This is a genomic window from Sporolactobacillus spathodeae, from assembly GCF_016908935.1.
GTDB lineage: Bacteria > Bacillota > Bacilli > Bacillales > Sporolactobacillaceae > Sporolactobacillus > Sporolactobacillus spathodeae.
In genome coordinates this window covers 53,189-66,961 of the sequence record NZ_JAFBEV010000011.1, presented here as the reverse complement: position 1 = coordinate 66,961, position 13,773 = coordinate 53,189, and the positions used below count along the sequence as shown (strand labels likewise).

Annotated in this window: 12 protein-coding genes and 1 tRNA gene; 4 read left to right on the top strand and 9 right to left on the bottom strand. The window is 42.5% G+C overall.

From position 1 onward, the window contains the following. Positions 1-18 precede the first annotated feature (18 nt). The 5 genes from JOC27_RS07385 to JOC27_RS07365 all read right to left on the bottom strand — a co-directional run bounded on the left by JOC27_RS07385 (position 19) and on the right by JOC27_RS07365 (position 6,139). The gene (locus tag JOC27_RS07385) at positions 19-510 is read right to left on the bottom strand and encodes a PTS sugar transporter subunit IIB (protein WP_205006549.1); all 492 of its coding nucleotides are present in this window, start codon (positions 508-510) and stop codon (positions 19-21) included. After that, the gene (locus JOC27_RS07380; protein ID WP_205006547.1) at positions 507-953 is read right to left on the bottom strand and encodes a PTS sugar transporter subunit IIA; all 447 of its coding nucleotides are present in this window, start codon (positions 951-953) and stop codon (positions 507-509) included. The genes JOC27_RS07385 and JOC27_RS07380 overlap by 4 nt, the downstream gene beginning before the upstream one ends. 203 nt (positions 954-1,156) lie before the next feature. Further along, positions 1,157-3,967: a sigma 54-interacting transcriptional regulator gene (locus JOC27_RS07375; RefSeq protein ID WP_205006545.1), complete on the bottom strand. Its 2,811-nt coding sequence runs from the start codon at positions 3,965-3,967 to the stop codon at positions 1,157-1,159. 705 nt (positions 3,968-4,672) lie between these two features. Then, on the bottom strand, positions 4,673-4,966 hold the full coding sequence (locus JOC27_RS07370; RefSeq protein WP_205006543.1) for a hypothetical protein: 294 nt from the start codon (positions 4,964-4,966) through the stop codon (positions 4,673-4,675). Positions 4,967-5,125: 159 nt separating this feature from the next. Continuing rightward, a complete protein-coding gene (locus JOC27_RS07365) occupies positions 5,126-6,139 on the bottom strand; it encodes an LCP family protein (RefSeq protein WP_205006542.1) in 1,014 nt (337 codons plus the stop codon). Positions 6,140-6,944: 805 nt separating this feature from the next. Here JOC27_RS07365 and JOC27_RS07360 point away from each other — a divergent pair. Next, positions 6,945-7,505, top strand: coding sequence for an acetylglutamate kinase (locus JOC27_RS07360; RefSeq protein WP_239530002.1), 561 nt, complete (start codon positions 6,945-6,947; stop codon positions 7,503-7,505). A gap of 236 nt (positions 7,506-7,741) precedes the next feature. Here JOC27_RS07360 and JOC27_RS07355 read toward each other — a convergent pair. Continuing rightward, positions 7,742-7,815, bottom strand: a tRNA-Arg gene (locus JOC27_RS07355). 247 nt (positions 7,816-8,062) lie between these two features. On the opposite strand from JOC27_RS07355, the gene JOC27_RS07350 reads away from it, so the two are divergent. From JOC27_RS07350 to JOC27_RS07340, 3 genes are all read left to right on the top strand, one after another. Further along, the gene (locus JOC27_RS07350) at positions 8,063-8,557 is read left to right on the top strand and encodes a flavodoxin family protein (protein ID WP_205006540.1); all 495 of its coding nucleotides are present in this window, start codon (positions 8,063-8,065) and stop codon (positions 8,555-8,557) included. A 21-nt stretch (positions 8,558-8,578) separates the two neighbouring features. After that, positions 8,579-9,070: a MarR family winged helix-turn-helix transcriptional regulator gene (locus JOC27_RS07345; RefSeq protein WP_205006539.1), complete on the top strand. Its 492-nt coding sequence runs from the start codon at positions 8,579-8,581 to the stop codon at positions 9,068-9,070. Between the two features lie 231 nt (positions 9,071-9,301). Continuing rightward, positions 9,302-10,465 carry an FtsW/RodA/SpoVE family cell cycle protein gene (locus tag JOC27_RS07340; RefSeq protein ID WP_205006537.1) on the top strand — a complete coding sequence of 388 codons (1,164 nt, stop codon included), beginning with the start codon at positions 9,302-9,304 and terminating at the stop codon, positions 10,463-10,465. A gap of 290 nt (positions 10,466-10,755) precedes the next feature. Here JOC27_RS07340 and JOC27_RS07335 read toward each other — a convergent pair whose 3' ends face one another. The 3 genes from JOC27_RS07335 to JOC27_RS07325 all read right to left on the bottom strand — a co-directional run bounded on the left by JOC27_RS07335 (position 10,756) and on the right by JOC27_RS07325 (position 13,636). Further along, a complete protein-coding gene (locus JOC27_RS07335) occupies positions 10,756-11,973 on the bottom strand; it encodes an MFS transporter (protein WP_205006535.1) in 1,218 nt (405 codons plus the stop codon). Positions 11,974-12,328: 355 nt separating this feature from the next. Beyond that, positions 12,329-12,868 carry a DoxX family protein gene (locus tag JOC27_RS07330; RefSeq protein ID WP_205006533.1) on the bottom strand — a complete coding sequence of 180 codons (540 nt, stop codon included), beginning with the start codon at positions 12,866-12,868 and terminating at the stop codon, positions 12,329-12,331. A 300-nt stretch (positions 12,869-13,168) separates the two neighbouring features. Next, entirely contained in the window at positions 13,169-13,636 is a 468-nt protein-coding gene (locus JOC27_RS07325; RefSeq protein ID WP_205006531.1) for a MarR family winged helix-turn-helix transcriptional regulator, read from the bottom strand. Positions 13,637-13,773 lie beyond the last annotated feature (137 nt).

Below are 13,773 nucleotides of genomic sequence, written 5' to 3'. Positions count from 1 at the left end.
ACCTCCCCTATTTACTTTTTATATCAGACCCTTGCTTTTCAGCCGACTCATGAAATCGGAACTTGCCGTATTCGGCAATTGCTGCAAAACAAGTTTGACTCCCCGCTTGTCAAGTTCGACGAACGATTTCACATCTTGCGGCGATACAGAAACCGCTTCAGATATTAACGTCATTCCCTCTTTAAATGTGATTCCGCCAACATTGACACTATTCACCTCGACGCCTTGATCGATCAAGCGAAGTACGTCGGTCGGATTTTCAACAACCAACAATACATCAAGGTTTTCATATGCTGGATTCTTATAACAGCGCGCCGTTTTATCAACAGACATGACATAGGATTTCGTACGTCCTGGCGCCACTTGAAGCAATAATGTTTTGCGTAGGTCGTCTTTGGCAGCGCTATCATTTGCGGCAATGATTGTGCTTGCCCCTACATGATTGACCCAGTTATTTGCCACCTGACCATGAATTAACCGCGAATCGATACGTAACCATTTAATTTTCATCCTAATTCATCTCCCTCTTCAGCTCTTGTACTATTCACCATTTGTTGTTCATCAAACCATTCATGGAACGCTTGAATCCCATCAACACCTGCTTTTTTTGCGGTTTGCACCATTGCCTTTAAATCACTGCCACCCAGCCGCTTACCAAGCACCTCGACAAGCATTGGCAGATTGACTCCCGAAACAATATCCATGTTTTTCTTATCAGCCACAAAACGGCTCGCTGCGTTATATGGGCTTCCACCAAGTAAATCCACAAGGAATAAGACATCTTTCTGCGTATCCGGAATAATAACAGAATACTTATTAAGTAAGTTTTCTACGCCTTCACCTGGTTTGAAGGTGACAGATGCAACATCCTCCATATTGCCGAAAATCATTGATGCTGTATGGACGAGTGCTTCTGCCAACTCGCCATGTGCCGCAATCACTACTGTTACCATTTTCTCCGCCTCCCCTCTTCGGTACACTTTTATATAAGCAATTTTCATGCCAAAATCTGTTTTAAAAAAAAAGACCCAAAATGGGTCGGTTTGACGCGCTTCTCATGTTCTTACATGGGAGAAACAACACACTAGGGCGTTCAATTAACACACTAAAACATCCGAGTAATTCACTAAGTCAGCGTTTCCGCCAAAACAACACACTATTTCGATGAAACCGTCGTCAGCAAAACACTCTTACCAAGTTCATCAATCATCATATCAACAAAATAGTAAAATTCGTTCACACTCATATCAATATTTAATTTATAATTAAAAATTTTGGCTGTGGGTCGCAAGCGACTGTAAATTCTTTTCTGATCGTCAGTCATTTCACCTTCGTATTTAAGTGGTGTTTTCGTCACTTCACGCTCTAATGCAAAGGCCATATGCATGATAATACGAATCTGCGTTGCATTTTTGAAGTGCACCTTGAGCTCATTCTGCAAAGCCGAGTTAAATTCAACAATGGCATCGACTGCACGTTTTGGATTCAAATAAGTCAGCATATCTTGTAGACTATCCTCACAAACGCCTTGCACAATGATATGTGACGTACTTTCCTTAGTCGCTCCTCTTTGCGGTATAAAAAGCGACTGCAGGATATCCTGTCCGTCCCCACTGACAAATTGCGACAACGTAATATAAGGCACATTCTCAAGGCGCGGATTCTTTGCACCGATGCTTGCCACAACGTCGTATTTCTCCATTAATTTCTGCGCATGCTCATACAAACCATTAATCGAAACTGGAATAATCTCAATATCTTCCTCTGTGACCTGATGAATGAAGAGTTCGACAATCGTCTTGATGCGCTGAGCAATGCCGCTTCCGGTCGTACAGATGGTAAGAATCGCTTTCATTTTCAAGCTTTTCGATGGCTTAGGGGCTTGACTCGATGCCTCACGTATCCGATAGAGCGACGCTATTATACTCTTAAGATCCATATGAAGCATGTTTGCGTTTTTCACCGCATCAAGAATCAGCGGTGTGGAAACCATGTCAACAGCTCGGACCTCGATATGCGCTTTTTGAGCAATTTTCTCTTCAAAATAATAGAGTGAACCCATATCCACCATCATTAAAACGCCAGCACCTTGGTCGACGGCCCGAACTGCAGCAACAATCTGATCGAAAATATCACCAAAATTGAGATTAAGCGGCATATCGACTGCTGCCAATGGATGGTCACCAAGCAATTCTTTAGCCACACTGACCATTGAGCTAGCTGTATGCGGTCCATGAGCAGCCACGACAATGCCAACATTCTTCTGACGCGACAATTCCACAAACGAACCAATTAAAAAGGCAATATAAAGCAGTTCAACTTCTGGCAAATGAATGGCTAGCCTCTCTTGAAATAAACGATCAATCATTTTGGCCACTTCATAGTCTTTCTGATCATAAGTGAGTAGCGATTGATCAATGGTCGTAGCATTTTTGTTCAGGCGATTCGGATCGCTTAGAAAAGAAGACAAATGAGCAAAAAGCAGAGACATGCACTTATTACTTAATTCTTTCCCCAGCACTTGGTGACAAATGTCGGTTATATCTTTAGAAAAATTGAGAATCCGTTTATCAACAGAAGAAAGCAGCATATCCTTAGTCGTCTGCTTATAGAAGTCATGTACGTGTTCTGAAATATCGTCCGTGATAAACTTGCGAATCTCGCCAGTAGTCAGGCCTTCTTCTTTCAAGTCATGATATTGCCCAGTAATCATTTGGTACATGTCAAACGGTGGTTCATAGCGATCATTTTCAGCGATTAGTGGATCCTTCTCACCAGTGATTATCCATGTTGTCGGCAGACGTTTACTTAGCTGCTGGTTTACTTCCGGCTGATCCGCCATGCGGCTCAGCCCATCAAGCATGTCAGGCGGCAACATCTTTGCATCTAGAGTGACCACGTCACTTGAAAAACTATCAAGGAATGCCTGCGCACAGACTAATTGAACATTAGATTTCAATTGCCCAATATTGCCAAACGTCACGCTACCAATCAGCGCCTTCACAACATCGGCACCGACATGGAATTCATGCTTTGTTCGATGCGCTTCCCGTGAAAGCAGAAAACGTGTCAATTCAACCTGTTCATTAACGCTGCGCTTATGAAAAGGTGGGACATTGATCATCACAGGAACGCGCCGCAAAAAAGTCTGCAGAAGAGCCGATTCAGGATCCGCCGTTGTTGCGGCAATAATCAGTACTTGCGCATGACGTTTATTCCCTGCCTCACCGAGCTTACTAAATCGTCCGGTATCCATGAAATAAAAGAGCATCTCCTGACCCTCAGGCGGCAGACGGTGAATCTCATCCAAAAAAAGAATTCCCTTGTCCGCCTTTGCTACGAGACCCTCCTGATCCTGAACGGCTCCAGTAAAAGCTCCTTTAACATAGCCAAAGAGCTGGCCAATGAGCAGCTGCGGATTATTATAATAATCGGCACAATTGAATTCAATAAACGGAGCCGTCCCTTCCATCCGGCCGCAATATTTGGCGTAATTATGCATCATATGGGCAAATAATGTCTTTCCAGATCCCGTTGATCCCAAGATTAACGTATGCAAGCCGCGCGGTGGGTACATAATTGCCGACTTCGCTTGTTTCACACTATTTTGCAGACTCTCAGTTGCACCAATAAGATGAGTGAACGGATCCTCTTTTCGTGTTGCTTGCATCTTTTGATCTAGAAATAACTTTAATGAAGGGCTCTTTACTGTATAGGACGGTATTGTTTGGCCGATCAATTCTTGAACTTTTTCAACAGGTACATAAAGAACCGGGCGAGTAACGAGCTTAACGACACGCTGCTGACGATTAAGCTCATTCAGATCAGAACTGACGTTGCTTCGCAGCATGCCCAACTGGACGGCAATTTCTTGAGCGGAGACCCCTGATCGTTCGAGAAGTTCTTCTTGGGTCCAGGCCTGGCATCCCTTTACAAGCGCTTCATAAACCATTTCACATCGTTTCACCAAATTTGTCACCTCTGCTTTACAATTACGTACTGCTACGGGCGGAACATAGTGATTCACCTTTACTTATCATATCATATTGTTTTGCAATCGCTACAATTAGTAATTTAGTAATCTTTTTATTTGTTTTGCTTTATTTGAAAACAAGACTTGCGTTTGCTGCTCTGTTTCGACACATTCTTATCTCTAAGAAAAACTTGGCTTAGCCAAGTCCTTTTTCAACTATTGAGCTTCGGTTGCTCGCTTGCCGCGGGCAGGACGGGAGCCTCCTCGGACAAACAGTAATCTGCGGGGTCTCCCTTGTCCTGCTCTTCCCGCAGGCGTCTCGCACCTGCGCTGCATTTTTTTGCAAAAATCCTTATACTTCCTTATCTCTTTAGAAAAACTAGGCTTCTAAGTCTTTTTTGTAACAATGCGCTTCGGCTGCTCGCTTGCCGCGGGCGCACCGCGAGCCTCCTCAGACAAGACTAGAATCTGCGGGGTCTCGCTGGCACGCTGTTCCCGCAGGCGTCTCGCGCCTTCGCTCTATCCTTACGCAAGAGCCATGCTACAATTGTGCTTTGTTCTGCTGATGTCGATATGCTCGCTTTTCCGCAAGGCGCCATAGCACTTGCACTGCATTGTTGTGCAAAAAGCCTTATATTCTTTTATCTTTTAAAAAAAACATAGCACGTGTGAACTGATTAGCCACACGTGCCATACTATTTATATCCCTATTTTTTTGTCCTGCTGCAGCCATCCAACTGCTTGCTTTTCCTTCTCTTTTTTATGAGCGACAATAAAATGAATTTGTTCTTCGGTGCGGAACCAATGCCTTTTGGTCAGTTGAATCCGCGTTGTTTCTTTACCTACTGCTCCAATTGCCTTGACCTTCATTTTACTTTTCAGTGCAAATATCTGAACCGCCATTCGGAAGCTGCTCGCGCGCAAAGCAACGCACGGATGCAAAAACAATACATTTTGCGTTAGGTCCTCACGGCAAAATAAGAATGTTTTCATGCCATTGCCCCCCTGAGAATAAAATCAGCCATTCTGACTTCTCGATCCGCAACGATTTCGAAAGACACCTTTTCTTTCAGTCTAACCTGATTTTAGATTAAGATTCTTAAGATAAGCTTAATGACAGTCAAATTCTTATTCCTGCCGATTCCCAAACGTTCAGTTCATAAAATGCTGCTGAATGACCTGTTGCAATTGTTTCGTATCAAGCACGACCTCGTCGTTCTGTGCCTGTAGAACATCATCCTTCATCACAACACTCTGATACTTCAACTGATAATAATGGATCTGATTTCTAGGATGATAGTCGCTTTTCACGCCCAATCCAAGACTAATCATATCGCTCGTACTTAAATTCGTTGCAATCAAGAATTTGGACAAAGATTGCGACAGTGCTGGCAATTTAGTGATGTTCTGAGGCTGCATGACTTTATTGCCAATACCAATCAGCGCTTCTTCCTGAAGACGTTGACGTCCAAAATCCGTACCCGGAAGTGAATCACGTTCATGAACGACTTCTGAAACCATCGTCCCGTTCAAGTTATGGGTTCCTTTTTTGATCACCATATTTTTGTATTTCTTATTCCACGGATGAGTCAAAGTGACATCAAAAGGAATTTTCATTTTAATGCCACCAAGCGCATCGACCATACTCCGAAAGCCCCAATAATTGGTTTCCGCATAATAATTGATCGGCACACCTGTCAGATTGGAGACAGCCGATACCGCATCGGTAATACCTTTTTTTGTCCCGTCTTTCAGTTGGCCAATGAATTGGACGCTCGTCAGTTTCGTATAACCCTGTCCCTGCATATAGACACGTGTATCGCGTGGGATACTGAGTAAGTTGTAGCGATGATGTGTCAGATCGACGTGAATGAGCACGATGGAATCGGTATGTCCTTGAGGATTCTGCTTGCGCTGATCCGAACCGATTAACAGGACATTGAAAACACCGGACTTTTCTTTATAACCGCTCAAAGCGTTTTTGCTGGTGCCTATTGTTTTTAAATGATTGAAATGCGTCTGTGGACTGATCGCATGCATATAATAAGCGATGGCACTACCCGCGCTAGCCAAAATAATAAACAATGCCAAGATAATCCATCTGTGATGTTTTTTACTTTTCTTCACTGATTGCCGTGACGTCAATCGGCTCTCCTCTTGTCCCATTGTTGCCTCTCCCTCAGAAAACAGACTATGTATTTATCATTAAATCAATTCAGTGCGCAGAACCATCCATTGAGTGCCCAAAAATAAGAAGCAAACAGCTATAGCGCCGGCACGCTGTTCCCGCAGGCGTCTCACACATGACCTTTTGGTCAGAAAAACAACATTAAATTGAAACAGAGCTTTCTTTTAAATCCGATAACGCAAGATAAAAATCCGTCTAACAATGAATTTTGCATCAAATTCGGTGCTGCGTCAATAACTTTTGGCAGTGTAAGAAAAATCCAATGCTCGCCGTATTAATGAAAAATCACCTTTCTTACGTTAGTGCAGAAATCTTAATTTTTTATAAAAGAAAATGCTTATTTTAATTTTTTCACTGACTGGCGCGCTCTGATTCACACCTAAAAGCCTCTATATATTAAGAAAAACTTGGCTTTGCCAAGTCTGTTTTGCAAAAATTGCGCTCCGGTCACTCGCTTGCCGCGAGCGATCCGTGAGCCTCCTCAAACAAACTAGAACTTGCGGGGTCTCACTCGGCTCGCTTTTCCCGCAGGCGTCTCGCGCCTTCGCTCCATTTTTCGCGCAAAATTTTAATACACTCTTATCTTATGAAATAAATTTCATTCCAATTAAATTATACGAAACTTTATTTTTCAATCTGACGATCTACTGAAAAATGTAGCCGTTTTGTCATCTATAACTAGTCCTGCATCTGATGCCATCGACAAGATGCATTTTCCGTACACGTTTACCCATCCACACATATAATGCACTATCGCTAAACTTCAACAAGGATGTGATTATCATGTCACCTCAGCACATCAGTATGGCGGAATGTGAGCTAAGGACTACTTTACGGATGCTCTGGGAGCAGCATGTCTATTGGACTCGATTAGCAATAATAGATATTGTATTCGCTCTCCCTGATTCTAAAGTCACAACAAAACGGCTTCTTCGTAACCCAAAGGATTTTGAAAAGGTTTTGGCTCCGCTTTATGGTCCTGCAATTGCTTCCCAGTTTGAAAAATTATTCACCGAACACCTCGTTATCGCAGCGCAACTTGTTCAGGCAGCAAAAGCAGGCCATCAGGCAGAAGCTGCAGCCGCTGAAAAAAGATGGTATGCCAATGCTGATGCGATCGCCGCATTTCTCGGCCGAATCAATCCTTATTGGTCCGCAAGAGATTGGCAATCGATGATGCACGAACATTTGGCTTTGACCAAAAATGAAGCTGTTGAACTTATAACGAAAAAATATCCAGAAAGTGTCTCAACTTTTGATCAAATTGAACAACAAGCTTTAATCATGGCTGATGTCATGGCCTATGGCATCGCCAGACAATTTCCGCATCAATTTACGATGTGACGTTGGCGAACCAGCCCATTATGATGATGGCGCCATCTGTGCGACGCAACCTTTATATGAAAAAATGGAACGTTTTAACGTTCCATTTTTTCTATTGCTGGTCGTTCTCCAAATATTAGGTAGTTGTGCCATCAATGATTAAAAAAATCGGATTAAAAAAACTTCTACAGATTAATTTAAAACTTAGAACAGCAAAAAATCCCTTGGCAACAAGGGATCTCGTTTCTTCTATAGTATGTCCCAGGCAGGATTCGAACCTGTGACCCACGGCTTAGAAGGCCGTTGCTCTATCCAACTGAGCTACTGGGACAGATTAACAAAATCTGACGACCTATATTATTTTAATGAATCCGACATAGACTGTCAATGCCTGATAAACAATTGTTTGGTCATCTATTGGTTACACATGGAATTTTCTCTTTCTTAAAATCCTCCAGCTTCCACACGTTCATGAATTTTCAATACAATACGTGTTGGAAATTGACGGCATTAAAAAGGTAATGTATTATGTTTTTATATAATACATTACCTTTTTTTTCAGATGAGGAGCCGTGCTTATGAATGTTTTAATTGTCTGCGATTCTGTATTTGGCAATACTCAAAAAATTGCTGATGCCATGCGGTCAGCTATGGATTCGGAAAAAGTTGTCATGTGCCGTCCGCATGAAGTGACTGCCGGTCCTCTCGATCATATAGATATGTTAATTGTCGGTTCGCCTACACGCGCCTTCCATCCGACAAAACCGACCACTGACTTCATTCATCGACTGTCACCGAATCAACTAAAAGGTGTTTCCGCTTTAGCATTCGATACGAGAATAGCGAGTCAAGACGTCTCCTCCAAGGCGCTGCGTATAGTCATCAAATTATTGGGTTATGCCGCCAAAAAAATAGCAAAAAAACTACACCATAAGCGAGCACACCTACTTCTACAGCCGGAAGGATTTTATGTGACTGGGTACGAGGGCCCGCTTAAAGAAGGCGAATGCACGCGAGCTGCGCAGTGGGCACGTGCCGCCATCAAGTTAAGTCAAGCAAACAACAAAGATTGATCGTCATTGCAGTTAGCATAAATGACAAAGTTTTTTTCAGAGGTGATTCACTTGAATAAGTTAGACAGCATGCCTGATTTGCAATATCTATTTGGCTCGCTTTTTGTGGCGACAAATCAAATCGATACGATTATGGAACGTGGCTTGAAAAAATTTGATGTGACGACCAAGCAATGGTTTCTCTCCATTATTATTGATAATCTGTTTCATGAGCCTCCATCGATCAAAGAAGTGGCAAAAGAAATGGGCAGTTCACACCAAAATGTGAAGCAGATTGCGTTGAAGATGGCGCAGAAAGGGCTTCTTGAACTAGAAAAGGATACGCAAGACGCCCGCGTAACTCACCTGAAACTAACCAAACAAAGTGTGGAATTATGGAATAAAGTGCGCAAAGAAGGCCAGATTTTTACCGAGACTTTATTTCAAGACATCGATCATGAAGAATTGCGCGTGGCGCGTTCCGTTATGCGAAAAATGTTGGCAAATATTTCAGAAATGGACAGGGACGAATAATTGGCCGTTCAAAGAAATAACACCCAATCAAAAATAAATGTGAAAATCTTTTTTTGACCTCATGAATGCAAATGGATCAATAGAATATTATAATAGTTTGGATAAACACGAGATCGAGAAGAAGTCTGGATTGTCGCTCAGAGAAATCTCACTACTACATCGCAGGCGTCTCGCACATCGCATTTTTCCTTAAACATAGCCTTAAACACATTGGAAAGTGAGAACAAAAAATTGGAAAACAGAGAAAATATTTGGGAAAGAATAGATTACTCTTTAGTTTTTATCCTATTCCTTCTTTTTTGTATTAGTTGTTTCGTGCTGTCCTCTGCACAAAGTGCCCACCTGATAGCCAGCAATTTTCTAAAAGAGCAGATCATACTCTACGTCTTATCCATTCCATTTTTTCTCGTCGCTGTATTCATTGACTTAGATGTTATTGAACGCGTGTCGACTTACATTTATTTAATATGCATTGTCTTCATGCTAGGCATTCTGATTATGCCGGACAGTATCGCTCCTGTTATCAACGGCGCTAAGGGTTGGTATCGTTTGGGACCCATTTCGATACAGCCTGCAGAATTTATGAAAATAGGCTTAATACTTGCTGTGAGCAGCAAATTAGCAAGACTTCAAGAAGACGATCAAGAATTTATCACGACCAAAGATGAGTTTATTTTTATCGGCAAATTACTTCTTTATCTCGTCCCTTTAGTCTTTTTTGCCAAACAGTATCCCGATCTAGGCAGTCTACTTGTAGATAGCTCTATTTTTATAACTATTTTGTTTGTGTCAAAAATAAGAGTAAAGACAATTATGATTCTTGTTTTACCTGTTATTATCCTAATATCTGGACTTATTCTTCTCTATTTCTTGAATCCAAATGTATTTTTCAATGATATTTTGAGTCACCTTCCATCTTATCAGGCACAGCGCTTTTACGGATGGCTCGACCCTAATCGCTTCACGAATTCGGATGGCTATCAATTGCAGACTTCATTAAATGCAATTGGTTCAGGCGAGTTGAGCGGAGCAAGCATGGCCAATTTTTCAGTTCCCTACGCGTATTCGGACTTTGTCTTTTCAATAGTGGGTGGCAAATGGGGGATGTTAGGTGCTTCTTTTCTGATACTGACCTATTTCGTCCTTCTCTATAGAATATTGAAGATAAGTTTAGAGTCACACTCACCCTATGGCGCTTTAGTCTGCGCGGGTGTCATTGGCATGTTTGCTTACCAAATCTTTCAAAACATTGGCATGACGATCGGTATCTTGCCTATTACCGGTTTAGGCCTTCCATTCATCAGCTACGGTGGTAGCTCATTATTTATCAGCATGTTCGCGGTCGGCCTCGTCTTAAATGTGAAAATTAATACGTATAAATTCATGTTTAATTGATCTTACGGTGAAGGATGCCCAAACAAATTCGAATCTATCAGATTAAGATAAAACTTGGTGTCGCCAAGTCTTTCTTTGCAAAAATTGCGCTCCAGTCGCTCGCTTGCCGCGGGCGTCTCGCACCTTCGCTCCATTTTTTTGTGCAAAATCTTATACATTCTTATCTTTTAAGATAAACTGGCGTCGCCAAGTCCTTTTTCAACAATTGCGCCTCATCAAAATTCATCTTTGCACAAAAACAGCGAGGACAAATTGTCCTCGCTGTTTTTTCATCGCTCTATTTTTAATCTTCAGCAATCCGCTTGCATCGGCCATTCTTTTTTTGTACGGAGTGCGTACACAAAAGTTGCCAGAATCAATAGACCTGAAAGTGTAAAGACTGAGATCACCCCGATTTTATCCGTCAAATAACCAAAGACCAGTGTAGCCAATCCATAAGCGACAGCATACAGCGCGCCTTGCGCTGCGTACACTTTGGCCAATAATTGCGGTTTAGTGCAAGTCTGAATGAGTGTACTGAAGGCAATCGTTTGCAGTTGTTCAAAAAAACCGACGGCAAAGGACAGAACCAGAGCAATTGCGGGCAGCTTGTTCCAGCCAAAAAGCAGTGTCGCTATTCCGATTGCCAAAAGGCCGATTAGCGCTGCTTGTCTCAAATGGTGCTGGATAAGTGTGGCACAGCGGACACTGACCAGCCCGCCGAGAATCAGACCAACGAAATAACTGAAATTAATGAATCCCCACCATGCGTCTGAAACATGGAGCACATGGTGGACAAAAACGAAAACAATCGCGGCCATCCATACAACGGACGCGATGGTTCCGATCGCGTCCGTCCAACTAATCAACCGCAACAATGGCGTCTGCCCAATGGCTCGCCAGCCTTCTTTCATGACTTCCAGTCTTCCCGCTCTGTCCCTCATTTTCTGGCTGCTTACCGTGTCTGCTTCAATCAGCAGCATGAAAACTGTGGAAAGCAAAAACAGGAAAAAGGTACCCCAAACGATCTTTGTGCCGCCAAACAAAGTAACTAGAGTGCCACCGAGCGCCCAGCCGCTTAAATTAATTGACTGATCCAGCAGCGACAAAAAACTGTTTGTCTGAACTAATTTTTCCTTAGTAATCAGCAGTGGGACCATGGCGTTTCGTGCCGGCAAGGCCCAACCATCGAGAAAACTGATTCCGGCAGCCAACAGGAAAATCAGCAGAAAATCAGGGCCAAAAAGATGAAAAGAAAAAGCGATAGCCAGCAGCAATAATAAAAGTGATTTAGCCGTCTGAGAACGAGTTAGTGAACATTTCAGACCAAATTTATCGAGAATAAGCGGCGCAAAAATGCCACTGATAAAGCGCATCATCATCGTTAGAAAGGGGACAGCGGCCATATAAAATGCCGACTGGGTCGCCGCGTAAATGATGGTCATCATCCCGACAATATAAAAAACATCCCCGCAATTGGCCAGAGACTGACCCACCCACAGGCAAGTAAACGACTGTTTTTTTGTCATTGTTCGATTCCTTTCTGCTATTTCTTGCAGCTTGAAATAGATGTACCTGGAAAAATGCACATCACCGCAATATTTGAACAGCAAGTGGTTGAACAATGACCTTACATATTTAAATCGCTCCCTAAGTTACCGATAGAGCCATTATACAAGGACAATGATCATTTTTCATCTAACGCGCCTGTCATAAACAAGTGCTTATTGGGAAAAAATTGCCTTGGCCAAGTCTTTTTTGTATCGAATACGCTTTATTTTTCGTGCAAAAATTAGATAAAAACAAACAACACCCACGCTGCCACGGATCGCAGTACGGGTGTTGTTCACAAAGAAGAACAATTAACTTTTTGATACCCCGGCGTCAGTTGTGCACGACACCGCCGGCTACCACATTGCCACCAGCTTTATGGAACCACTTTCCATAATAACTGCGGATATATGGAATCACCCAATAGTCTCCGCCAATTTTACCAGCGTTGAACCCGCTGTACAGCAGAATTGAACCGAGTAGAACGTAAAGAGGATTGGATGAAACGGTTCCGGCGAATAAATACATGAAATTCAAGAACAGGGCAAAGAAGGCAGCTGCTGTCGTCAGAACACCGAGAAGCAAGCCAATGCCAATCAAAAATTCGCCCCATGCAACCATGAAACTGAAAAGCCCAGCGTGCGGCAAAGCGATACTCTTAATAAACGCATTGTATACAGGATATAAGACCTGTTTTTCAGGGCCGAGTACTGGATTTTTTGTCACTCCAATCATGAAGCCTTGCGCATTGAATGGGCTTTCGTTGCCCCATAATTTAGCAAATCCATCAAGAAGCCATTGATAGCCTAAATATAAGCGAATAAGCAGTAAGACAATCGATGCATATTTATTATTACGAAGCCAATGAACCATGATAATTCCTCCCCCAAAAGTGTGTAACGGGTACATTTTCCGTTTTTAAATCACTGTTTTGATAACGTTTTCCAAAATATGTGCAGGAACGACTGATTTACGAAAGAGGTTGCATGAAAAAACTTAAAAGCTTCTTAACTTTCTCTGTGCGAGACACATTACATTCCGCGGAATATATCTTGCACAATCATATTAATCCTTTTTCAATAGCCCTACAATATCCGATCCTGATTATTTACCGTTTTTTGGCATCATTTTAAAACGTTTTCATTGTTTCGTCACATTTGGCAGTTACCGTTTTCATAAAGCACTTTGCTCCAATTCGAGCATCTTTTTCACAAATGCAGCAATTGTATCGCGTTCAGCTGCATTGAATTGGGTCAGAATCGCTTCTATTTTTTTATCTTTCAATTGATGCATCGCCGCATGAATCTGAGCCAGTTCCTCTCCTAAAGCCGTTAAACTGTAATAGCGGTCTCTTCTGTCTTTTTCTCCCGTCTGAACCGTCACAAGTCCTACTCTTATGAGACGGCTGATCACTTTAGATACGGTACCCTGTAAGACGTCTGAATGTTCACAAATCGTTTTCCCATTGGTCCCTGGATGACGCCAGATCAGATCAATCATATGATAACAAAGTGTCGTCAGTCCGCTAATATTACCTGAGAAACGGCGTGCCATCCAAACTTTTTCTTTGTCATCCGAGCTGTCTAAATCCAAAATTCGGTAATAATTTTGAGTGATCTCCTTGATTATTTGTTCATCCATGCAACCAACGCACTCCCTGAGCGGGTTCTCCGCCAAAATACTTGAAATCAGCAACCTGATTATAGCATTTGACTGCGGACCGCCCAAGGGCGAAAATGTGAAAAAACCTGCGCGTCTCTAGGAGACGTGCAGGTTTT